This window comes from Streptomyces sp. NPDC050617, assembly GCF_040654795.1.
Taxonomy (GTDB): Bacteria; Actinomycetota; Actinomycetes; order Streptomycetales; family Streptomycetaceae; genus Streptomyces.
This window is the reverse complement of record NZ_JBFAIS010000056.1, coordinates 1-21,019: the sequence shown is the minus strand read 5'-3', so window position 1 is coordinate 21,019 and position 21,019 is coordinate 1. Positions and strand designations below refer to the sequence as shown.

19 protein-coding genes are annotated in these 21,019 nt (G+C 73.6%); 11 read left to right on the top strand and 8 right to left on the bottom strand.

The window, feature by feature from the left end; translation table 11 throughout:
- Positions 1-225 precede the first annotated feature (225 nt).
- A complete protein-coding gene (locus AB0I49_RS37725) occupies positions 226-603 on the top strand; it encodes a hypothetical protein (RefSeq protein WP_363231756.1) in 378 nt (125 codons plus the stop codon).
- A 231-nt stretch (positions 604-834) separates the two neighbouring features.
- On the opposite strand, the gene AB0I49_RS37720 is transcribed toward AB0I49_RS37725, so the two are convergent.
- Entirely contained in the window at positions 835-1,656 is an 822-nt protein-coding gene (locus AB0I49_RS37720; protein WP_363231755.1) for a hypothetical protein, read from the bottom strand.
- A 45-nt stretch (positions 1,657-1,701) separates the two neighbouring features.
- Here AB0I49_RS37720 and AB0I49_RS37715 point away from each other — a divergent pair, with 45 nt between their 5' ends.
- The 4 genes from AB0I49_RS37715 to ilvD all read left to right on the top strand — a co-directional run bounded on the left by AB0I49_RS37715 (position 1,702) and on the right by ilvD (position 6,335).
- On the top strand, positions 1,702-2,646 hold the full coding sequence (locus AB0I49_RS37715; protein ID WP_363231754.1) for a Ppx/GppA phosphatase family protein: 945 nt from the start codon (positions 1,702-1,704) through the stop codon (positions 2,644-2,646).
- Positions 2,643-3,494: a sugar phosphate isomerase/epimerase gene (locus AB0I49_RS37710; protein ID WP_363231753.1), complete on the top strand. Its 852-nt coding sequence runs from the start codon at positions 2,643-2,645 to the stop codon at positions 3,492-3,494. Before AB0I49_RS37715 ends, AB0I49_RS37710 begins: the two co-directional genes overlap by 4 nt.
- Positions 3,491-4,237 (top strand): TetR family transcriptional regulator, encoded by a 747-nt coding sequence (locus tag AB0I49_RS37705; protein ID WP_363231752.1) that lies wholly within the window; start codon positions 3,491-3,493, stop codon positions 4,235-4,237. The genes AB0I49_RS37710 and AB0I49_RS37705 overlap by 4 nt, the downstream gene beginning before the upstream one ends.
- A gap of 247 nt (positions 4,238-4,484) precedes the next feature.
- Positions 4,485-6,335 carry a dihydroxy-acid dehydratase gene (gene ilvD, locus AB0I49_RS37700; protein ID WP_363231751.1) on the top strand — a complete coding sequence of 617 codons (1,851 nt, stop codon included), beginning with the start codon at positions 4,485-4,487 and terminating at the stop codon, positions 6,333-6,335.
- A 70-nt stretch (positions 6,336-6,405) separates the two neighbouring features.
- Here ilvD and AB0I49_RS37695 read toward each other — a convergent pair whose 3' ends face one another.
- On the bottom strand, positions 6,406-8,055 hold the full coding sequence (locus AB0I49_RS37695) for a carboxylesterase family protein (RefSeq protein ID WP_363231750.1): 1,650 nt from the start codon (positions 8,053-8,055) through the stop codon (positions 6,406-6,408).
- Positions 8,052-9,065, bottom strand: coding sequence for an MBL fold metallo-hydrolase (locus AB0I49_RS37690; protein WP_363231749.1), 1,014 nt, complete (start codon positions 9,063-9,065; stop codon positions 8,052-8,054). The genes AB0I49_RS37695 and AB0I49_RS37690 overlap by 4 nt, the downstream gene beginning before the upstream one ends.
- A gap of 158 nt (positions 9,066-9,223) precedes the next feature.
- Here AB0I49_RS37690 and AB0I49_RS37685 point away from each other — a divergent pair, with 158 nt between their 5' ends.
- Complete coding sequence (locus AB0I49_RS37685) at positions 9,224-10,147, top strand: helix-turn-helix transcriptional regulator (protein ID WP_363231748.1); 924 nt, start codon at positions 9,224-9,226, stop codon at positions 10,145-10,147.
- 104 nt (positions 10,148-10,251) lie between these two features.
- On the opposite strand, the gene bla is transcribed toward AB0I49_RS37685, so the two are convergent.
- Complete coding sequence (gene bla / locus AB0I49_RS37680) at positions 10,252-11,241, bottom strand: class A beta-lactamase (RefSeq protein ID WP_363231747.1); 990 nt, start codon at positions 11,239-11,241, stop codon at positions 10,252-10,254.
- A gap of 340 nt (positions 11,242-11,581) precedes the next feature.
- Here bla and AB0I49_RS37675 point away from each other — a divergent pair, with 340 nt between their 5' ends.
- Positions 11,582-12,499 carry a LysR family transcriptional regulator gene (locus AB0I49_RS37675; RefSeq protein ID WP_363231746.1) on the top strand — a complete coding sequence of 306 codons (918 nt, stop codon included), beginning with the start codon at positions 11,582-11,584 and terminating at the stop codon, positions 12,497-12,499.
- The gene (locus tag AB0I49_RS37670) at positions 12,496-13,398 is read left to right on the top strand and encodes a serine hydrolase (protein ID WP_363231745.1); all 903 of its coding nucleotides are present in this window, start codon (positions 12,496-12,498) and stop codon (positions 13,396-13,398) included. Before AB0I49_RS37675 ends, AB0I49_RS37670 begins: the two co-directional genes overlap by 4 nt.
- Positions 13,399-13,490: 92 nt before the next feature.
- Here AB0I49_RS37670 and AB0I49_RS37665 read toward each other — a convergent pair whose 3' ends face one another.
- Positions 13,491-15,755, bottom strand: coding sequence for a serine/threonine-protein kinase (locus AB0I49_RS37665; protein ID WP_363231744.1), 2,265 nt, complete (start codon positions 15,753-15,755; stop codon positions 13,491-13,493).
- A gap of 166 nt (positions 15,756-15,921) precedes the next feature.
- Between AB0I49_RS37665 and AB0I49_RS37660 the strand changes: the two genes are divergently transcribed.
- Positions 15,922-16,257: an SH3 domain-containing protein gene (locus tag AB0I49_RS37660; protein ID WP_363231743.1), complete on the top strand. Its 336-nt coding sequence runs from the start codon at positions 15,922-15,924 to the stop codon at positions 16,255-16,257.
- Positions 16,258-16,331: 74 nt separating this feature from the next.
- Positions 16,332-16,841 carry a hypothetical protein gene (locus tag AB0I49_RS37655; RefSeq protein ID WP_363231742.1) on the top strand — a complete coding sequence of 170 codons (510 nt, stop codon included), beginning with the start codon at positions 16,332-16,334 and terminating at the stop codon, positions 16,839-16,841.
- 67 nt (positions 16,842-16,908) lie between these two features.
- Here AB0I49_RS37655 and AB0I49_RS37650 read toward each other — a convergent pair whose 3' ends face one another.
- From AB0I49_RS37650 to AB0I49_RS37640, 3 genes are all read right to left on the bottom strand, one after another.
- A complete protein-coding gene (locus AB0I49_RS37650; RefSeq protein ID WP_363231741.1) occupies positions 16,909-17,379 on the bottom strand; it encodes a hypothetical protein in 471 nt (156 codons plus the stop codon).
- 235 nt (positions 17,380-17,614) lie between these two features.
- Positions 17,615-19,216 (bottom strand): SulP family inorganic anion transporter, encoded by a 1,602-nt coding sequence (locus tag AB0I49_RS37645; protein ID WP_363231740.1) that lies wholly within the window; start codon positions 19,214-19,216, stop codon positions 17,615-17,617.
- A 200-nt stretch (positions 19,217-19,416) separates the two neighbouring features.
- Positions 19,417-19,809, bottom strand: coding sequence for a hypothetical protein (locus AB0I49_RS37640; protein WP_363231739.1), 393 nt, complete (start codon positions 19,807-19,809; stop codon positions 19,417-19,419).
- A 303-nt stretch (positions 19,810-20,112) separates the two neighbouring features.
- Between AB0I49_RS37640 and proC the strand changes: the two genes are divergently transcribed.
- Positions 20,113-20,922 (top strand): pyrroline-5-carboxylate reductase, encoded by an 810-nt coding sequence (proC, locus tag AB0I49_RS37635; RefSeq protein ID WP_363231738.1) that lies wholly within the window; start codon positions 20,113-20,115, stop codon positions 20,920-20,922.
- Positions 20,923-21,019 lie beyond the last annotated feature (97 nt).

Below are 21,019 nucleotides of genomic sequence, written 5' to 3'. Positions count from 1 at the left end.
CGGCCGGAAGCGCCTCACCGCCGAGGGGCGCCGCGCCCGCGCCCGGCCGGGCGCCCCCCCGCCGCTGGGCGACAACGGCCGGCCCGCGGTCGAGCGCCCCGGGGCGCCCCCCCCCCCGCCCCCCGCGGCGCCGGGGGCGGCGGGGCCACGGCCACGGACGGCCGGTCGGACGGCGACGGCGGCCGTCCGACCGGCGCGGGTTCGCCGCCGGAGCGCCCCGGCCCCGTGCCGGGCCCCGGACGGCTCACCGTCGACGCGCAGCCGAGCGGGGACGGTACGGCCGTGACGCTCACGGCGAGCGGCGGGCAGCCCGTGCGGTGGTCGGCCTCGGCCGACGCCCCATGGCTGAGCCTCAGCAGGTCGTCCGGTTCGCTGGAGCCGGGGCGGAGCGTCACGATCACGGTCGAGGTGGACCACGCGCGGGAGCCCGCGGGGCCCTGGAGCGCCAGGATCACCGTGGCCCCGGCGGGCGCGGTGGTCACCGTCGAGGGCCGGGGCCGGCAGCCGACCCCGACGCCCACGCCGCCGTCCCCGAGCCCGACGTCACCGACCCCGACCCCGTCGCCCCCGTCCCCGACGGCGGCGCCCGGCGGGGACGGCTGACGAGGACACCGGGCCACAGGTTCCGTAAGGCCGCAGGGTCCCGTAAGGCCAAAGGCTCTGAGGCCGCAGGCCCCGAGACCAGCGGCCAGCGGCCAGCGGGCACAGGCTCTGAGGCCGGCGGCCACAGGTCACAGGCCGCCAGCCACAGGCCCGTAAGTCCGCAGGCCCGTACGTCCACAGGCCCGTAAGTCCGCAGGCCCGTAAGCCCGCAGGCCCTCTGTCCGCAGTCCCTCAGTCCGCCGGGTGCGGCGCCACCATCGGGAGCTGCGACGCCAGCCGGGCCTCGCAGAGCTCGACCAGCCGGTCGTATGCCTCCTCGCCCATCAGCTCCGTCAGCTCGGGCGCGTACGAGACGTACACCGGCTTGCCGGCGCCGTGCGCGGACGTCGCCGACGTGCACCACCAGTGCAGATCGTGGCCGCCGGGGCCCCAGCCCCGGCGGTCGTACTCGCCGATGGTGACCTGGAGCACCCGCGTGTCGTCCGGGCGGTCGATCCAGTCGTACGTGCGCCGGACCGGCAGCTGCCAGCAGACGTCCGGCTTGGTCTCCAGCGGCTCGCGTCCCTCGCGCAGCGCGAGGATGTGCAGCGAGCAACCCGCGCCGCCCGCGAAGCCCGGCCGGTTCTGGAAGATGCACGACCCCTCGTACCGGCGGGTCTGCCGCTCGCCGTCCTCGTCGACCTGGATCCAGCCCGACTTCTTCCCCTCGTCGTGGAACTGCCAGACCTCCGGCGACAGCCGGTCCACGTGCAGCGCGACCCGCTGTTCGTCGTCCTCGTCCGAGAAGTGCGCGCCCAGCGTGCAGCAGCCGTCGTCCGCCCGCCCCGCCTGGATGCCCTGGCAGCCCTGCCCGAAGACGCAGGTCCAGCGTGAGGTCAGCCACGTCAGGTCGCAGCGGAAGACCTGTTCGTCGTCGGCCGGGTCGGGGAATTCGACCCAGGCGCGGGCGAAGTCCAGGCCGACCTCGTCGGACGGCTGCGGCTGCGCCGTCTTCGCCGTCTTCGCCGTCTTCTTCACTTCTTTGTCCCGCTTCGCCTTTTTCGTCTTTGCCACCCCGCAAGCCTATGCGCCGTGCGGGCCCGCAGTAGCGTTCCGTCCATGAGACTCGGTGTCCTCGATGTGGGTTCGAATACCGTCCATCTGCTGGTGGTGGACGCGCACCCCGGCGCGCGCCCGCTGCCCGCCCACTCCCACAAGGCGGATCTACGGCTGGCCGAGCTCCTGGAGAAGGACGACGGGGGTGACGGCGCGATCAGCGAGACCGGCATCGACCGTCTCGTCGACGTCATCCGCGAGGCGCTCCAGGCCGCCGAGGACAAGGGCTGCGAGGACGTCCTCGCCTTCGCCACCTCCGCCGTCCGCGGGGCGGCCAACGCGGACGCCGTCCTCGCCCGCGTCCACCAGGCGACCGGCGTCGCCCTGTCCGTGCTCACCGGCCCCGAGGAGGCGCGGCTCACCTTTCTCGCGGCCCGCCGCTGGTTCGGCTGGTCGGCGGGGAAGCTGTTGGTCCTCGACATCGGCGGCGGCTCCCTGGAGACCGCCTACGGCATGGACGAGACCCCGGACGTGACCGCCTCCCTGCCGCTGGGCGCGGGCCGGCTCACGGCCGGCCGGCTGCCCGGCGACCCGCCGGACCCCGCGGACGTACGGGCGCTGCGCCGGCACGTACGGGCCGAGATAGCCCGGATCGTCGGGGACTTCGCCCGGCACAGCGCCCCCGACCACGTTGTGGGGACCTCCAAGACCTTCAAGCAGCTCGCGCGGATCGCGGGCTCGGCGCGGTCCGCCGAGGGCGTGTACGCGCAGCGCTCGCTGTCCCGCGCGGCGCTGGAGGAGTGGGTGCCCAGGCTCGCCGCGATGACCTGCGCGGAGCGCGCGGAACTCCCCGGGGTCTCCGCGAACCGGGCGCCGCAGCTGCTGGCCGGTGCGCTGGTCGCGGAGGGTGCGATGGACCTTTTCGGGGTGGCGGAGCTGGAGATCTGCCCGTGGGCGCTGCGCGAGGGCGTCATCCTGCGGCGGCTGGACCGGCTGCCCGCCGGATGACGGGCGGTCGTACGCTGTCCTTCGTGACGGAGCCAGTGGTGCGCATCCCGGATGCGAAGGTCGCCCTGTCCACGGCCTCGGTGTATCCGGAGTCGACGGCGACGGCCTTCGAGATCGCCGCGCGCCTGGGCTACGACGGTGTCGAGGTCATGGTGTGGACCGACCCCGTCAGCCAGGACATAGAGGCGCTGCGCAGACTCTCCGACTACCACGGGGTGCCGGTGCTCGCCGTGCACGCGCCGTGTCTGCTGATCACGCAGCGGGTGTGGTCGACGGACCCGTGGGTCAAGCTCCAGCGGGCCCGCGCGGCGGCCGAGAAGCTGGGCGCGTCCACGGTCGTGGTGCATCCGCCGTTCCGTTGGCAGCGCAATTACTCGCGGGATTTCGTGAACGGGATCTGGCGGATGGCGGACGAGACGGACGTGCGGTTCGCCGTGGAGAACATGTATCCGTGGCGCTACCGGGACCGCGAGGTCCTCGCGTACGCGCCGGACTGGGACGTCACCAACGACGACTACCGGCACTTCACGGTGGACCTCTCGCACACCGCCACGGCCCGTACGGACGCGCTGCGGATGATCGACCGCATGGGCGACCGGCTCGCCCACGTCCACCTCGCCGACGGCAACGGCTCCAACAAGGACGAGCACCTGGTGCCCGGCCGCGGCAAGCAGCCGTGCGCCGAGCTGCTGGAGCGGCTCGCGACCTCCGGCTTCGGCGGGCACGTCGTCGTCGAGGTCAATACCCGCCGGGCGATGTCCGCCGCCGAACGCGAGGCCGACCTGGCGGAGGCGCTCGCCTTCACCCGGCTCTACCTCGCCTCTTCCACCGGAGTGCCGGGATCATGAGCGACGCCGAGGGACCTGCGGCCGGGCGAGCGCGGGAGAGCGTGAACGGATCGGCCGAGGGCGTGGACGGTCCGGCCGAGGGCGTGCGCGGATCGGCCGGGGGCGTGGACGGTCCGGCCGGGAGCGCGGACGACTCCGCTCCGAAGAAGCGCGGCCGGCCCACCCGTACGAGCACGGCCCAGGGCCCCGGCGCGCGCGACCGCATCCTCGCGGCCGCCCGCGCCGAGTTCGCCGAGCGCGGCTACGACCGGGCGTCCATCCGCGCCATCGCCAAGGGCGCGTCCGTGGACCCGGCCCTCGTCCACCACTACTTCGGGACGAAGGAACAGGTCTTCGCCGCGGCCGTCGAGGTCGCCTTCGCGCCCGCCCTGTCCGCGTCGGACACCGTGCTCGCGGGCGGCCGGGACGCGGTGGGGGAGCGGCTGGCCCGCTTCATCCTCGGGATGTACGAGAACCCGGCCACGCGCGATCCGTTGCTCGCCATCGTCCGCTCGGCCGTCACCAACGAGACCGCGGCGACCGTCCTGCGCAACCTCGTCACCAGCAAGCTCATGGTCCGTATCGCGAGCGAGCTGGACGTGCCCGACCCCGAGCTGCGCTCCGAGCTGGCGACCGCGCAGATCGTGGGCGCCGTGCTGCTCCGGTATGTGATCAAGGCCGAGCCGCTGGCCTCGGCCGACGTCGAGAAGGTCATCGTCATGATCGCCCCGGCGGTGCAGCACCACCTGACCGGCGAGGGATAGCCGGCCGGGCCCGTAAGCCCTCCTGGTCCGCCCCCCCCATGCCCGTACGCCCCACGCGCGCGCGTGCACCCTCCCCGTACGGCCCTCCCCACGCCCGTACGCCCCACGCGCGCGTGCACCCTCCACCGTCCGCACTCCGGTCGTCCGTCTCACATACCGGAGGCACTGTCCAGATCATGGAGCGGAGGGCGTACCCTCGGCCACAGCCGCGCCGACGGCGCCGATCAACCCCGAGGGAGTGTCCGAAGTGCCCGAGCTGAGGTCCCGCACTGTCACCCACGGCCGCAACATGGCGGGCGCCCGAGCCCTTATGCAGGCCTCGGGCGTAGCGCGCGAGGACTTCGGCAAGCCGATCGTCGCAGTGGCCAACAGCTTCACCGAGTTCGTGCCCGGCCACACCCACCTGGCGCCGGTCGGCCGCATCGTCAGCGAGGCGATCCACGCGGCGGGCGGCATCGCGCGCGAGTTCAACACCATCGCGGTCGACGACGGCATCGCCATGGGCCACGGCGGGATGCTGTACTCGCTGCCGTCCCGCGACCTGATCGCCGACTCCGTCGAGTACATGGTCGAGGCGCACTGCGCGGACGCGCTGATCTGCATCTCCAACTGCGACAAGATCACCCCCGGCATGCTGATGGCCGCGATGCGCCTCAACATCCCGACGGTCTTCGTCTCCGGCGGCCCGATGGAGTCCGGCCGCGCCACCCTCGTCGACGGCACGGTCCGCAAGCTGGACCTGATCACCGCGATCTCCGAGGCCGTCAACGACAACGTCTCCGACGAGGACATCGCCCGCATCGAGGACAACGCCTGTCCGACCTGCGGCTCCTGTTCCGGCATGTTCACCGCCAACTCCATGAACTGCCTGACCGAGGCGATCGGCCTGTCCCTGCCCGGCAACGGCTCGGTGCTCGCCACCCACACCGCCCGCAAGGCGCTGTACGAGAACGCCGGGCGTACGGTCGTCGAGATCACCAAGCGCCACTACGAGCAGGACGACGCGACGGTCCTGCCGCGCAACATCGGCACCCGCGCCGCCTTCGAGAACGCCATGGCCCTCGACATCGCCATGGGCGGCTCCACCAACACGATCCTGCACCTGCTCGCCGCCGCCCAGGAGGCCGGGCTGGACTTCGACATGAAGGCCATCGACGGGCTCTCCCGCCGCATGCCGTGCCTGTCGAAGGTCGCCCCGAACGTCGCGCCCGGCGGCGTCTACTACATGGAGGACGTGCACCGGGCCGGCGGCATCCCCGCCATCCTCGGCGAGCTGTACCGCGCGGGCCTGCTGAACGAGGACGTCCACACCGTCCACTCGCCGTCCCTCGCCGACTGGCTCAAGCAGTGGGACATCCGCGGCGGCTCGCCGTCCGAGGAGGCCGTCGAGCTGTTCCACGCGGCCCCCGGCTGCGTCCGCTCCGCCACCGCCTTCTCCCAGTCCGAGCGGTGGGACACCCTCGACACGGACGCCGAGGGCGGCTGCATCCGCGACATCGCGCACGCCTACTCCACCGAGGGCGGGCTCGCGATCCTCTACGGCAACCTCGCCGAGGACGGCTGCGTCGTGAAGACCGCGGGCGTCGACGAGTCGATCTGGACGTTCGAGGGCCCGGCCGTGGTCTGCGAGTCGCAGGAGGACGCCGTCGACGCGATCCTCACCAAGCGGATCAAGGAGGGCGACGTCGTCGTCATCCGCTACGAGGGCCCCAAGGGCGGCCCCGGCATGCAGGAGATGCTCTACCCGACCTCGTTCCTCAAGGGCCGCGGCCTCGGCAAGGCGTGCGCGCTGGTCACCGACGGCCGCTTCTCCGGCGGCACGTCGGGCCTGTCCATCGGCCACGCCTCGCCCGAGGCGGCCTCCGGCGGCACGATCGCGCTCGTCGAGGACGGCGACCGCATCCGCATCGACATCCCGAACCGCTCGATGGAGCTCCTCGTCGGCGAGGACGAGCTGGCGGCCCGCCGGGCGGCGCTCGGCGGCACGTACGCCCCGAAGAACCGCGAGCGGAAGGTCTCCACGGCGCTGCGCGCGTACGCGGCCATGGCGACGAGCGCGGACAAGGGCGCGGTGCGGGACGTGAGCCTGCTCGGCTGAGCACCGCACTGCCGTCCGTCCGTCCGCCCGTCCACGGCCGATCCCCGTGGGCGGGCGGACGTCTGTCAGCTCACCGCTGCCACGCCCGGCGGACGGCACCGCGCGGGTCCTCGCGCACCTCCCACTCGCCGCCGATGACCATGGTCGCCCGGCGCCCGGTGTCGTACGCGTCCCAGCCGGGGTTCCCGGTACGGGCGAAGCGCACCCAGGCGGCGTGCATACGGGCAGCCAGACCGGCGGGCGGATCGGCGGGGCCGAGCAGCGCGCGCTCCCCGCGCAGCGGCGCTGGATCGAGGCCGAAGACGAACGGGAGCTCCACCGTGTGGGCGGCCCCGAGCCGCCCGCCGAGGGCCGGCGACCGCCAGTCGAAGAGATAGCCGTACGTGGCCCCCGCGGACCGCTCGGCGTGCGCCCCGGCCAGCGCCCAGCTCCCCGCGCCGAACAGCGCGTCGCCCATGACGGCCGAGCGCAGCCGCCCGTACGCGGCCCCGGGGCGCTCCGCGCGGTAGGCGGCCAGGAGCCGGTCCGGGTCGGGGTGGGAGAGCTCCGCGGCCGTACGGACGTCCGCCGCGGTCGAGGCGGCGTGGGCGCCGGAGGGCACGAGGTAGAGGTTGCCCTCCTCGGAGTTGACGCCGATGAGGAGATCGATGCCGGCGGCGGCCCCGCGCCCAGCGGCGACGGCGTCGGCGGGCTGTTCGTCCAGGACCAGGCCGAAGGGGCTGAGCCCGATCAGCGGGTCGTAGGCGGTCGCGGTCCGCAGGTCGACGCCGCCGAGCCCGGAGGCCGCCCCGACCAGGTCCGCGTCTGTCACCGCGGCGAACGCCTCGGCGTCCGGCGCGACGCCCAGCGCCGCTGCCGCCGCCTCCGTCACCCGCGCGGCCTGCTCGGGCGTGAAGGCGCCCAGGCCGCTGCCGCTCTGCACGATGGCGCGCCGCACGAGGCCGTCGGCGCTCGGGGAGGCGATGGCGGCGCCGGTGAGGGTGGCCCCGGCGGACTGGCCGAACAGTGTGACGCGCTCCGGGTCGCCGCCGAACGCCGCGATGTTCTCCCGCACCCAGCGCAGCGCGGCGAACACGTCCAGGAGGCCGCGGTTGCGGGGCGCGCCGGGGAGATCGAGGAAACCGGCGATGCCGAGGCGGTACTGGACGGTCACCAGGACGGCGCCGGAGCGGGCGAAGGCGGCCCCGTCGTAGAGGCCCGCCCGCGCCGAACCGGCCACGAAGCCGCCGCCGTGGACGAAGACCATGACGGGGAGGGGCTGCTCGCCGTGGTCTCCATGGCGGAGGCCGGACGCCCGTATGCCGCCGGATGCCCGTACGTTGCCAGGTGCCCGTACGTCGGCGGACGCCCGCACGTTGCCAGGCGCCCGTATGCCGTCGGATGCTCGTACGTCGCCGGGAGCCCGTACGTCGTCAGGCGTCCACACGTCGACGGTGAGGTAGTCGTCGGCCTCCGAGTCCCCGGCGATCCAGCCGGGCCCGAAGTAGGGCGACATGTCGATGGCGCCCAGATTCCGCTCCGCCTGCGGCGCGGTCGGGCCGGGCGCGGTCGCGTCCCGGACGCCGGTCCACCCCTCGTGCGGCGACGGCGCGGCGAAGCGCCCGGCGCGGGACGGGGACGCGGCGTAGGGGATGCCGTGGAAGACGGCGAAACCGTCGCGGAGGACGCCGCGGACGGCCCCCTGCGCGGTGGTGACGGTGCGGGTGGTCCGGTCGTTCATGCGCGCACGCCCCGGTCCTCATCGCTGTCCACGGGCTCGTACGGGGCGAACGGCGCCCACTTCTTGATCGCGAACCCGTCGCCCGCGTGCTCGACCTCGGCGGCGCCGTGGCCCCCCAGGTGCGCCGGAAAGACGAGCGCGTTGTGGTCCGCCGCCCATCCCAGGACCCGGCGGCGCGTGGCGCGCGCCCCGGCGGGGTCCTCGCAGAAGCAGCTGTTGTGGTGCGGATCGACGATCTGCATGGGGCTGTGCACGACGTCGCCGATGAAGACCGCCCGGTCCGTTCCGCTGGAGAGGGTCAGGACGCTGGAGCCGGGGGTGTGGCCGGGGGCCGAGTCGAGGCGGAGGGCGGCGTCGATCCGGTGGCTTCCCTCCCACAGCCGGACCTGCCCGGCCCGGTGCACGGGGGTGACGCTGTCCTCGAAGACGTTCTGGTTGCCGCGCCCGAGCACGGGCTCGTGCCCGTTCTCCGGATTCCAGAAGTCGTAGTCGTCCTTGTGCATGAGGTAGGTGGCGTTGGGGAAGGTGGGGACCCATTCCCTGCCGTCCAGGCGGGTGTTCCAGCCGACGTGGTCGGTGTGCAGATGCGTGTTGACCACGATGTCGACGTCCTCGGGCGCGACGCCCGCCGCCGCCAGGCGGTCCAGGAAGCCGGTCCGCAGTCGGCTCCAGACGGGGGCGTACGGGCGCTCCTTGTCGTCGCCCGCCCCCGTGTCGACGAGGATCGTCTTCCCCTCGCTGCGCAGCACCCAGGTCTGTACGGCCGAGTTGACGATGTTCGTGCTCGGGTCGACGAAGGCGGGCGCGAGCCAGTCGGCGTTGGCGCGCCAGGCGTCCTCGGGGACGGTGGGGACGAATGCCTCGGGCGTGAAGCCGATGGGGCCGTAGAACTCCTTGACGCGGGTGACGGTGACGTCACCGAGTTCGATGCGGTCGGTGGTGTTGGTGGTGTTGGTGGTGTCAGTGAGGTCAGTAGGGCCAAGGGGGTCGGCGGGGTGGTCGAGGTGCATGAGGTGCTCCGTGTGGTTCGGGAGACCGGGTCGGGCTCCGGGGCCCGGGGCGGTCGGAGCACCACCGTCGCCGTGCCCGCGCGGACCGGCCAGCCCCGCTGCTGCCTACCCCCGGCAGGGTCAGGCTGGGCCGTGCGCGCCGATGCAGACTGGAAGGCATGAGAGAACGCGGCCGCCTAGGAGACTTCCTGCACGCCCGGCGCTCCCAGCTGCGCCCCGCCGACGTCGGCCTGAAGGACTACGGCGACCGGCGGCGCGTGTCGGGCCTGCGCAGGGAGGAGCTGGCGCTGCTCGCGGGCGTCAGCGCGTCGTACTACACGCGGCTGGAGCAGGGGCAGGCGACGGGCGCGTCCCCCGAGATCCTGGACGCCGTCGCGCGGGCGCTCTGCCTGGACGAGGCGGAGCGCCGGCACCTGCACGACCTCGCCGACGCCGGCCGCCGCCGCGCCCCGGCCCGCCGGCCGCAGATCGAACACGCGGGGGCCGACACGCTCGCCCTGCTGCACACCCTGGAGGGCGTCCCGGCGCTCGTGTACGGCCGCCGCGCGGACATCCTCGCGTGGAACGGGCTCGGCCACGCGCTGTTCGCCGCGCACGTGGACTTCGACGCCCCGCGGCGGACGGCGGAGCGGCCCAACCTCGCCAGGATGCTGTTCCTGGACGCCCACACGCGGGAGCTGTACGCGGACTGGGAGGCGAAGGCCAAGGGCATGGTCGAGCACCTGCGCCTGGTCGCCGGCCGCAACCCCGACGACACGCTCCTGACCTCGCTCATCGGCGAACTCACGGTCCGGAGCAAGGAGTTCGCGGCCATGTGGACCGGCCACCGCGTGCAGCCCTGCGCCGCCGCCCGCCACGAAATGCGGCACCCCCTGGTCGGCACGCTCACCGTCGCCCACCAGAGCCTCGTCCTCCCCCAGGCCGAGGACCAGCGACTGACCCTGGCCGTCCCCGACCCCGGCTCCCCGTCAGCGGAAGCGCTGGCCCTCCTCGCCCAGGCCACGGCGGGGCCCGCCGGACCGGCGGCCGTCGTCCCGCGCACGGGCCCGAGCGAACGGGCCGACGGCCGGCTGGGACGCTGAGGTGCTGGGGCTCCGGAACGCCGAGGCTCCGAGGCGCCGAGGCGGGTACGGGCGTCGGCCCGGCCGCCCAGCCCGGCGCGGTGACCGGTCGTGCTTCCGTGGAATTACGACCGGCTCGGAGCGGAATTCCGCGCCGGCGACAACGTATCGGTGACCACCGTCGCCGCTTCCGCGATTACTTTGTCGTCGGATTTGGCGTCCTTCTTGTTCCGGTGCGACAGGATCGCCACGACGATGGGGTCCTTGTGCGGCGGCCACAGTACGGCGATGTCATTACGGGCCCCGTAATAGCTGCCGGTTCCGGTCTTGTCGCCCACGGCCCAGCCCTTGGGTACCCCGGCCCTGATCAGGTCGTCTCCGGTCCTGTTGGTCCGCAGCCACGTGGTGAGTTGTGCGCGTTCCTTCTGGCCCAGCACATCTCCGAGAACGAATACGCGCAGGTCCTTCGCCATCGCCCGGGGCGTACTCGTATCCCGTGTGTCGCCCGGCAGCCAGCGGCTCAGCTCCGGTTCGCGGCGCTCCATCCGGATGACGTCGTCACCGATCTTCTTGAGTTCGGCGTTCAGCCCCTTCGGGCCGCCGATCTCGTCGAACATCAGGTTGGCCGCGGTGTTGTCGCTGAAGCGGACGGCCGCGTCGCACAGTTCACCGAGTCTCATCCCGGAGCCGACATGCTTCTCACTCACGGGTGAGTTGGCGATCACATCGCTCTCGGAATACTTGATCACCCGGTCCATCCCGCTCAGGGAGTACTTCCGCAGCAGGGCGCCCGCGGCCAGCGCCTTGAACGTGGAGTTGTACGCGAATCGCTCGCCGTCGCGATAAGTCACCTCGCGGCCGGTGCCGGTATCGACGGCATAGACGCCGAGCCTCGCGTCGTACTTGCGCTCAAGCCCGGTGAAAGCGCGGGCGTACGGCTTCGCGCCCGCGTCCGGCCCGTCCGGCCCCTTCGTCCCGGCGGCAGAAGACGCCGAGGCGGACGTCTCCGGGGCAGACGCCGCCGGGGACGAGGCGTGCCCGCAGGCCGCGAGCGGTACGAGGGCCAGTGCGGCGAGCGCGCCGCGAACGGCTCGGCGGGTACGGAAGAGCTTCACAGTCCAAACCTCCAGGACGCCTGACACCTAGGGCGCAGGGCGCGTAGGGGATGTATCCGGGCATGTATGCAGCGGGTAGTGCATGCGAATCGCTTGGGGTCGACGGGGTGAGTCGGGCGCACAGGAAATAGGCCGCTATGGAACAGATATGGAGCAGGCAGAGAGCGGACATGGAGCAGGCAGAGAGCAGATATGGAGCAGGCATGGAGCAGGCATGGAATGGCGTGAATCCATGCCGCTGCCGATCGCGAAACGCCGGGAACACCTTCGCCTCGGGGCAGTGACGGGGTCCAATACGTTCCCGCGCCGTTCCATGCCGAACTGGCATAGAGTTCGGGCCGTGGATCTGGTGGGAGCGTGCCGCGCGTTCGTCGGCGTCGGCGAGCACGGCAGTTTCACCGTCGGAGCGGCCGCCGTGCGGATGTCCCAGTCGGTGGCCAGCCGTCGTATCGCCGCTCTGGAGGAACGCTTCGGCGAGCAATTGTTCGAGCGCTCGTCGCGGCGCGTCGTCCTCACCCCCTACGGCCGGGAGCTGCTGCCGGCGGCCAGAGAAGTCGTACGGGCGTCCGAAGCGCTGCTGCACGAGGCGGAGGCCGCCAAGCACAGGCCGTGGCGGCTGGCGGTACCCGGCACCTGCTCCATCGCCGCCCTCGCCCGCCTCGTCGCCGAGGCGCGAGGGCACGGAGTCACCCTCGATCTCCGTCCCGCCGCCCCCGCGCGGCGAAGGGAGCTCGTCCACTCCCAGCAGGTACGGGCCGCCCTGCTCGCGGTCCCGCCGGACGAGGCGACGTGGTCCGTGCCGCTCGGCCTCGCCACCGCCGGGGAAGACCCCGACGTCAAGCGCGTCTACCTCGAAACGCTGCGGATCGGCCGGGCCTCCCTTGGCCCGCCCCGCCGCGTGTGGCTCCAGCAGGAGGACGACGTACCGCACATCCGCGACCCGCTGACGCGCCTGCGCGACGCGCTCGGCCTGCGGCCCGCGCAGCTCGTCGCCGCGCCCGACCTGACGACCGCCGCGGCCGAAGTCCTCTGCACGCACGACCTGCTGCTGTGCTCCCCCGCGCAGGCGGAGGAACTCGCCCTGGCCTGGCGGCCCATCGGCGACCTCCGGCTCAGCCGGGGCTTCGCCCTCACCGCCGCCGGCGACGGCGATCCCCAGCACATCGAAGCGCGCCTCGGCGACGCCATCGCACGCTGCCTCGGCGCGGACCACCGGACGCGCGCCGGAGCGGGAACCGCGGGAAGGACGACGGCGTGAACACCGAGGCCCTCGTGCGCGACCTGCGCCGGCAACTGCGCGACGGCGGTCTGCGCGGCTGCCTGCTCGTACGCGACCTGCACACGGGAGAGGAGCTGGGGATCGACCCGGACACCCAGCTGCCCTCCGCTTCCCTGGTCAAGGTCCCGCTCGCGCTGGCGACGGCGGAGCGCATCCGGCGCGGTGAGCTGGACGGGGCGACGATGATCGACGTACCGCCCGGACGCATCACCACACCCGGCCCCGCCGGGCTGAGCCGGTTCCGCCACCCCGCCCGGATCGCGGTCGACGACCTGCTGTACCTGAGCACCTGCGTGAGCGACGGAGCCGCCGCCGACGCGCTGTTCGACCTCACCCCGCCCGCTCAGGTCACCGAGCTCCTGCACGGACTCGGCCTGCGCGGCATCACCGTCCGGCACACCATGCGCGAACTGGCCGACACCCCCGTGGAACGCTTCGACGCCGCCCAGGTCCACCTCGCCCACGCCCTCGCGATCGACGCCGGCACCAGCGGCCGCGGCCACCGCGTGCCGCAGCTCGACACCACCCGGGCCAACACCGGCAGCGCCCGCGCCCACGTCGAACTGCTCCAGGCCCTGTGGACCCCTTCGAAGATCCACCCCGAGACGGCCGCACGGATACGCGGCCTCATGGCACACAACCTGCTACGGCACCGGCTCACCCCGGACTTCAGCTCCGACGCCACCACCTGGTCCTCCAAGACCGGCACCCTTCTCAACCTCCGCCACGAGATAGGGGTCGTCGAGCACTCCGACGGCCAGTCCTTCGCCATCGCCGTCCTCACCGAATCGCTCGTTCCGGCCGGTGCCCAGCCCGGCGCCGACGCGCTCATGTCACAGGTCGCCCGCAGACTGCGCGACCATCTTCGGCAGTTCTGACAGACGGCGTTCGGCGCGGCGCGTCCGGAGCGTTCGGAGCGGCGCGTCCGGGGCGTCCGGTGCGCTCGATCCGACAGGGGGCGGGCCCCGCCCTACCACCGCCCCGGCGTCCGCCCGTCCACCGCGAAGACCGTGCCGTCCGGCGCCGCCGCGAAGATCTTGCCGTCGGCGACCACGGGGGCGGGTACGAGTTCCAGGTAGCCGTGGCCGGCGCGGGCCAGGCGGGGCGGGGTCTGGCCCAGGAGGGTGTGGCGGTCGGTGTCCACGGCCAGCAGCCGGCCGTCGGCGGCGGAGAAGTAGAGCCGGCCGTCGCCGGCGACCAGCTGCGACGCGTTGGCGACGGACGTCTCCAGCCGCCAGCCGCGCCCGCCGCGCGCGGTGTCCACGGCCACCAGCCCGCCCTCGGCGCCCAGCAGATACACCATGGAGCCGTGGGCCGTGACGCTGACCGCGCCGAGCGGCGCGGACAGCCGCACCCGGCGCTCGACGCGCGTCGCCGGGTCGTAGCGGACGACGGCCGAGGTACGGGTGTCCGGCGCGGTCGCGGTGAGGTAGAGGACGCCGTCCGGCCCCGTACCGGCCGTCGTCAGCGCCCCCTCGCTCCGCCGCTGCCACAGCGTGGTCCCGCGCACCGGGTCGACGGCCGCGATCCGGGTGTGCCGGCCGTCGGGGGAGGGGGTGACGGCGTAGGCCACCCGCCCGTCGCCGTACGAGGAGAACTGCGGCTGGTCCTGGCCCGCCACCTTGTGGTGCCAGCGCTCCTTGTTCGTCGCGCTGTCCACGGCCGTGACCGTGCCGTCCGCCGCGACCAGCAGCACCGTCCCGCCCGCGTGGTAGACCCGCCCGCCGTAGGCGTACACGTCCCGGCTCCACCGCACCCGCTCCGTCCGCGGATCGAGCGCCGTCAGCCGCCGGCCGTCCGGCGACACCACCTGCACCACGGAACCGGACAGCACGGGCGCGACCGGCGCGTCGTTCCCGCCGGCGGCGTCCTGCGCGGGGCGCTTCCACGCCACCTTGCCGTCGGCGGGGTCGATACGGGCCGCCTGCACGCCGCGGCCGGAGCAGAACAGCGCCCCGTACCCGTACGAGCAGAACGTCGCCCGCACCTCGCCGCCCTTGCCGGCGGCCCCCTCGTACACCCCCGACTCCCACGGCCGCCAACCGGCCGCCACCGGCGCCCGACGCGATTCCGGGCGGCCGGGGCCGTCCGTCTGCCGCAGCGTCCACGCGGCCCCCGCCCCCACGACGGCCAGCGCCACGGCCCCGCCCACCAGCAGCCGCGCTCGCGGTCGGCCGCGCCTCGCGGGAGCGGCGGCGGGGGCAGGGGCGTCCGGCGCCGGAGTACGCGGCGGCGGGACGGCACGGCGCGGGGTGGGAAGCTCCTCCGGCCCGCCGGCCGCGTCATCCGGGACGCCCGCCCCCGCCGCGCCGCGCTGCACCGGGACCCGCGGCAGCGGAAGCGGCGGCGCGTCCGGCACCTGTACGAGCGCGGTCCGCAACTCAGCCAACTCGGCGAAATCAGCGAACTCAGCGAGCTCAGCCAACTCGGCCATCAGCGCGTCCGGCGTCGGCCGGTCCCCGGGCTCCTTCGCCAGGCACGCGCGCACCAGCGGCACCAGGTCCTCCGGCACCCCCGTCAAGTCCGGCTCGTCGTGCACGACTTGATAGGCCACGATGTACGGGCTCTCCGACTCGAACGGCCCGCGCCCGGTCGCCGCGTGCACCAGCAGCGACCCCAGCGCGAAGACGTCGGCCGCGGGCCCGACGTGGCGCGGGCGCTGGAACTGCTCCGGCGCCATGAACGGCGGCGTGCCGATCAACTTGCCGGTCTCCGTCCGCAGTTCGCTGTCGTACGGCCGGGAGATCCCGAAGTCGATGACCTTCGGCCCGTCCTCGGCCAGCAGCACATTGCTCGGCTTGAGATCCCGGTGCACGACGCCCGCGCGGTTGATGTCGCGCAGCGCCTCGGCGAGCCCGGCGGCCAGCCGCCGCACCGCGGCGGGCCCCAGCGGACCATTCCGCTTCACGCGCTCGGCGAGGGTCGGGCCGGGAATGTAGAGGGTGGCCATCCAGGGCCGCACACCGTCCGGATCGGCGTCCACGACCGGCGCCGTGAACGCCCCGCTCACCCGCCGCGCGGCCGCCACCTCCTGCCGGAACCGCGCCCTGAACTCGGGGTCCGCCGCGTACTGCGCGTGCACGACCTTCACCGCGAGCCGCCTGCCGGAGGGGGATCGCGCCAGGTGCACGACGCCCATTCCGCCCGCGCCGAGCCGCGCTTCGAGCCGGTACTGACCGGCGTACTCCGGATCCTCCGCTTCCGGGCCCGTCCCGGTACTGCGCAGCGGCGGCATACCCCACCCCCGTGATCTCGGCCGCATCCACGCGACGCCCGGAGCCTAGTCGATGGTGCGTACGGTTCCCGGAAGCGTTGCTAGCCTGCGCATGTCACCGGTCGTGGCGACCGGTTGGGGCCCCGCCGCCGTGCGGGGCCGGAATTTTCCCTGGGGGAGGGCCGGAATGGCTGTCGAAGAGGTCGAAGAGGTCGAAGAGGCCAACAAGGTCGAAGACGTCGCCGAGGGCGCCGAGGCGCTGGCCGCGAGCGCCGTCTACTACCCGGTGGCGCCCGGCGTGCAGCTCAACGTCCGGCGCGGCCCCAGCTCCACCAGCCAGCTCGTCAAGAAGCTGGCGGTCGGCTCGCGCGTGCCGATCCGCTGCCAGACCCGCGGCGAGCGCGTCTCCGGCCCGTATGGCACGACCGACATCTGGGACAGCATCGCGCCCGGCCAGTACGTCTCCGACGCGTATGTGAAGACGGGCAGCGACGGCTTCGTCACGGTGCGCTGCTCGGGCTGAGCGCGGCCGCCGCGGACCGGCCCGGCCGCCTGCCGGCCCGACCGGTCCGCGGGGGCCGGGCGATAATCGAGGGCATGAGCGATGAGCGGCAGGCCCCGGACGCGGGCCCTCAGCCCACGGAGATCCGGTTCTACGGCACGACCTGGCTGAACCACGACGGCGGATACGCGCTGCGCCGCGCCGCGACCGCGATCGGCGCGCTCGTCGCCGCGGCGGCCGGCTGCCTCGTGCTGCGCTTCGCCTTCCAGGGCGTGGCGGACGCCGCGGCCGGCAGCCTGGTCAACGTCCTGCTCGTTGTGGCCTTCGCCATCTGTAGCGCGCTCGCCTTCCGCCACACCTGGACCGGGTTCGTACGCCGCCCGGACGCCCCGGCCGACGCCGCCGCCGAGAAGTCGATGCGCAGCATCCGCGTCATCGGCTTCGTCGGCATCCTGCTCGCCTACTTCTGCCGCACCTTCGTCGAGGCGCCGGGCGAGAAGCTGCGGCGGGCGGAGTACGAGGAGGAGCGCCGCCGGTACGAGCGCCGGCGCACGGCCCGTACGGGAAACCCGGCGGGCAAGTCGAAGAAGCGCAAGAACCGCTGACGCACGGGGGCCGCCCAGCCGCCCCGTACGTACGCCCGTACATACCCCGTACTCGCCCGCAACCGGCTCAGCCCCGGCGCCGCGCCCCGCCCATCGCACCGATCAGCCCGATCAGGCCGGCCACCACGGCTCCGCGCCACAGGCCGTCCCACAGGCTGCCGAAGAAGCCCTCGCTCGTCAGGATCTGACGCATCAGGAAGTCGCTGACCAGCAGCAACGCGGCGGGCACGGTCGCGACCTGCCAGGGGTGACTGCGGGCCCAGCGCCGGATGCGGTGGTCCGCGGCTGCGCCGCCGCGACCGCCGAGGGCCGCGCCCGCGCCGCCGACCAGGAAGAACAGCATCAGCGCCAGGGAGAGCGCGCCGGCCACGACGCCGAGACCGAAGTCACCGGTGACCGCGCCGAACCCGAGCGACACTCCGCCGCCGAGCGCGCCGACCGCGGCGGCGGTCCGCCACGGCCCGAGACTGGCCGAGGCCACGGCCAACTGCCGCTCCTCGGTACGGGATACCTCACCTGAACGGTATGAACGACTCATACCGCCACGCTCCCGCCCTCCGCCCGCGAACACCATGGGGGATGACCCTGACCGCCCCCGGAGTTGGCGGCCGGGGCCCTCCGGGTCGCACCCTGACACGCGCGCGCCGCTCCCGCGCCCCGTCGGGCCCGCCGCCGTCCCTCCGGCAGCGACGGGCCCAGGCGGATCCAGGCGGATCCAGGCGGATCCAGGCAGGTCCGGGCAGGTCCGGGCAGGTCCGGGCAGGCCCGGGCGGTCACGCCTCCGAAGGCAGCGCCTTCAGGGCCGGCGACCCGCCCGTCGCGGGAGCGTGCCGTTCGGCCCAGCCCTCCAGGGCCACGCCGCACGCGTGGTCGACATGGCGCAGGCCGCTGAGGTCCAGCTCCACGCCCCGGCCGCGCGGCAGCGAGTGGGCCAGCGTCTCCAGTTCGTCCAGCAGTTTCGGCAGCCGCAGGAAGTTGGCGCTGCCCAGCACCCGGACCCGTACCGCGCCCTCGTCGGCCGCCGCGCCGCCGCCGCTCACCTGCGTGGTCTCGACCCGTACGTGCGAGGTCTCCCACGCCGCCTTGGCCACCGCCATGAGCAGCCCGATGATCACGCCCTCGAACATATTGGTCGTCACGATGGCCACTGCCGTCACCATCAGCACCACGGCCTCGCCCCGATGCTGACGCCACAGCGGCCCCAGTTCGCGCAGCGGAATGAGCTTCCAGCCCGCGTGCACCAGCACGCCCGCGAGGGCCGCCAGCGGAATGACGCCCAGGGCCGCGGGGAAGAGCACCGCGAAGATCAGCAGCCACGCCCCGTGCAGCACGCGCGACATCTTCGTCCGCGCCCCGGCCTGTACGTTCGCGGAGCTCCGCACGATCACGGCGGTCATCGGCAGCGCACCGAGCACCCCGCACACCGCGTTGCCCGCACCCTGCGCGATGAGCTCCTTGTCGTACTCGGTACGCGGCCCGTCGTGCAGCCGGTCCACGGCCGCGGCGCTGAACAGCGACTCGGCGGAGGCGATCAGCGTGAAGGCGAGGACCGTGCCCAGCACCCCCACATCGGCCAGGCGCGCGAAGTCGGCCCCGCCCGGAGGCTGCACCGAGGCGAGCAGACCGTGCACCTCGACCCGCGCCACCGGCAGATCGAGGACCGCCACGACGGCCGTGGCCAGCGCCACCGCCGCCAGGGGCGCGGGCAGCGCACGCGCGCCGCGCGGCCAGCGCGGCCACAGTACGAGCACGGCGACCGTCCCGGCCCCGACCGCGACAGCGGTCAGCGCGGCGGAGGAACCGACGGTGTCCGCGACGAGCCCCGGCAGCGAGCCGATCTTCTCCAGCCCGCCGGCCGGCGCCTTGGCGTCGGCCAGCGCGTACAGCTGGCCGGCGATGAGCACGAGCCCGATGCCCGCGAGCATGCCGTGCACGACGGCGACGGATATCGCCCGGAACCAGCGGCCTATACGCAGCGCCCCCATCGTCATCTGCAACAGACCGGCCACGAGCACGAGGACGCCGAGCGCCCCGAGCCCGTACTCCCGTACGGCCACGTAGACCAGCACGGTCAGCCCGGCCGCCGGGCCGCTGACCTGGAGGCTGCTGCCCGGCAGCAGCCCGGTCAGCAGACCGCCGACGATGCCGGTGACGAGCCCCAGCTCGGCCGGGACGCCGGAGGCGACGGCGACCCCGACGCAGAGCGGGAGGGCGACGAGGAAGACGACGAGGGAGGAGGTGAGGTCGGCGCGGGCGTCGGTCCGAAACCAGGAGGACCAGGGGGGCCTGGGGGACCAGGGGGAGGGGCCGTGCGGTCGGCCGCGTCGAGCACGGACTCGGACTTTCCGGACGTGGTGGAGCGGAGATTTCTGCATGCGGAGCGCCTCCAGCGCGCCACGGCGGGCGCACGTCGATGAGCTGCGTTACCTGGCGGGTGATGGATCAGCGGGTCGGACCCCCGCGCGGGCAGCGCGGACCGTACGAGCCGGTCAAGGGCGCGTACGAGCTGCCCGCGGCCATGGGAAAGGGGACGGGCAGGAGGGGGACGAGGACAGGCCGAGCGGTGCCGGACCCGTCAGCAGCGGAAGACCTGAAGAGCGATGGGCACCTCGCCGGATCTCGGAAACGGCAAGGCGGCCGTCCGCCCGAGGCCGTGCCCGGCCGCCCGCGTACGAGCGGGATCTTCGCCCGCCGCGGGGCGCCCGGCATCACCCGCGCGGATACGCCCGGCCCGCGGGTGCGGTACGGGCACGGCGGTCGAGGCCCCGGTGGCCCGCCGCGTCTCGCGGCGCTCGGCCTCTTCCTCGGCGCGCTCGGTGAGCGCGGTGGAGGACGCGGCGGGCAGCGAAGTGGCGGCGGAGACGGGTGTGACCTGCGTGGTCAGGCCGTCGACGGCGAAGAGGACGGCGAGCAGCACCGACAGGGCGGTCAGCAGCGAACGGCCGACCGACTGGGCTGCCACGGCCATCGACCCCCCTCCGGCGTGCTTGGACACTCACCACCATTGTGTCCAAGGAACAACGCCGATTTGTCATAAGTCATGTAACAGCAAAATGAACTCAGGGTCACTGAAGCGGAATTGACCGATCCGTTCACGCCGGCGGACGTCTCGCCGAACGCGCCCTCGCGGCACACCGCACGCCCCCTACCCCGCCTCCCACCGGCTACCCGCCGGTCCGGCCCCGGCAGCCGAAACCAACGCTTCGCCGCGGAAGTGAAATGCGAGGATGGCCCGCGATACGTCCAGAGCATCGGTGAGGTGAACAGACCCATGTCCCAGAAGGTCGCAGTACTCGGCACCGGAAAGATCGGCGAGGCCCTGCTCTCCGGCATGATCCGCGCCGGCTGGTCCCCCGCCGACGTCCTCGTCACCACCCGCCGCCCGGAACGCGCCGAGGAGCTCCACGGCAAGTACGGCGTCGAATCCGTGACCAACGCCGAGGCGGCCAAGTCCGCCGACATCCTCGTCCTCGCGGTCAAGCCGCAGGACATGGGCGCCCTCCTCGACGACCTCGCCCCGCACGTCACCGACGACCGCCTGGTCATCAGCGCCGCGGCCGGGCTGCCCACCACCTTCTTCGAGGAGCGGCTCCCGGCCGGCACCCCCGTCGTCCGCGTCATGCCGAACACCCCCGTCCTCGTCGACGAGGGCATGTCCGTCATCTCCCCGGGCACCCACGCCACGGAGGCCCACCTCCAGCGCACCGAAGCGCTCTTCAACCCCGTCGGCAAGACGCTCCGCGTCGCCGAGAGCCAGCAGGACGCGGCCACCGCCCTCTCCGGCTCCGGCCCGGCGTACTTCTACTACCTCGTCGAGGCGATGACGGACGCCGGCATCCTCCTCGGCCTGCCCCGCGACAAGGCGCACGACCTGATCGTCCAGGCCGCCATCGGCGCGGCCGTGATGCTCCGCGACAGCGGCGAACACCCCGTCAAGCTCCGCGAGGCGGTCATGTCCCCGGCCGGAACCACGATCAGCGCCATCCGCGAACTGGAGAACCACGGCGTACGCGCCGCCCTCATCGCCGCCCTCGAAGCCGCCCGCGACCGCAGCCGCGAACTGGCCTCCGGCCAGGGCTAGGTCCTGTCGTCAAACTCCCGCCTGCTCCGCGACGCCTGGCACGCACTCTCGCCGCGTTGTCGGGATCATCCCGGTACGCCCAGTACAGGGATGACCC

Coding starts and splice junctions, on each gene's coding strand:
- AB0I49_RS37650 (WP_363231741.1), bottom strand. CDS start 17,379: ATGAGTCGTTCATACCGTTCAGGTGAGGTATCCCGTACCGAGGAGCGG.
- AB0I49_RS37655 (WP_363231742.1), top strand. CDS start 16,332: ATGAGCGATGAGCGGCAGGCCCCGGACGCGGGCCCTCAGCCCACGGAG.
- AB0I49_RS37685 (WP_363231748.1), top strand. CDS start 9,224: ATGAGAGAACGCGGCCGCCTAGGAGACTTCCTGCACGCCCGGCGCTCC.
- AB0I49_RS37695 (WP_363231750.1), bottom strand. CDS start 8,055: ATGAACGACCGGACCACCCGCACCGTCACCACCGCGCAGGGGGCCGTC.
- AB0I49_RS37715 (WP_363231754.1), top strand. CDS start 1,702: ATGAGACTCGGTGTCCTCGATGTGGGTTCGAATACCGTCCATCTGCTG.
- proC (WP_363231738.1), top strand. CDS start 20,113: ATGTCCCAGAAGGTCGCAGTACTCGGCACCGGAAAGATCGGCGAGGCC.
- AB0I49_RS37665 (WP_363231744.1), bottom strand. CDS start 15,755: ATGCCGCCGCTGCGCAGTACCGGGACGGGCCCGGAAGCGGAGGATCCG.
- AB0I49_RS37660 (WP_363231743.1), top strand. CDS start 15,922: ATGGCTGTCGAAGAGGTCGAAGAGGTCGAAGAGGCCAACAAGGTCGAA.
- AB0I49_RS37710 (WP_363231753.1), top strand. CDS start 2,643: ATGACGGGCGGTCGTACGCTGTCCTTCGTGACGGAGCCAGTGGTGCGC.
- AB0I49_RS37705 (WP_363231752.1), top strand. CDS start 3,491: ATGAGCGACGCCGAGGGACCTGCGGCCGGGCGAGCGCGGGAGAGCGTG.
- AB0I49_RS37640 (WP_363231739.1), bottom strand. CDS start 19,809: ATGGCCGTGGCAGCCCAGTCGGTCGGCCGTTCGCTGCTGACCGCCCTG.
- AB0I49_RS37690 (WP_363231749.1), bottom strand. CDS start 9,065: ATGCACCTCGACCACCCCGCCGACCCCCTTGGCCCTACTGACCTCACT.
- AB0I49_RS37645 (WP_363231740.1), bottom strand. CDS start 19,216: ATGCAGAAATCTCCGCTCCACCACGTCCGGAAAGTCCGAGTCCGTGCT.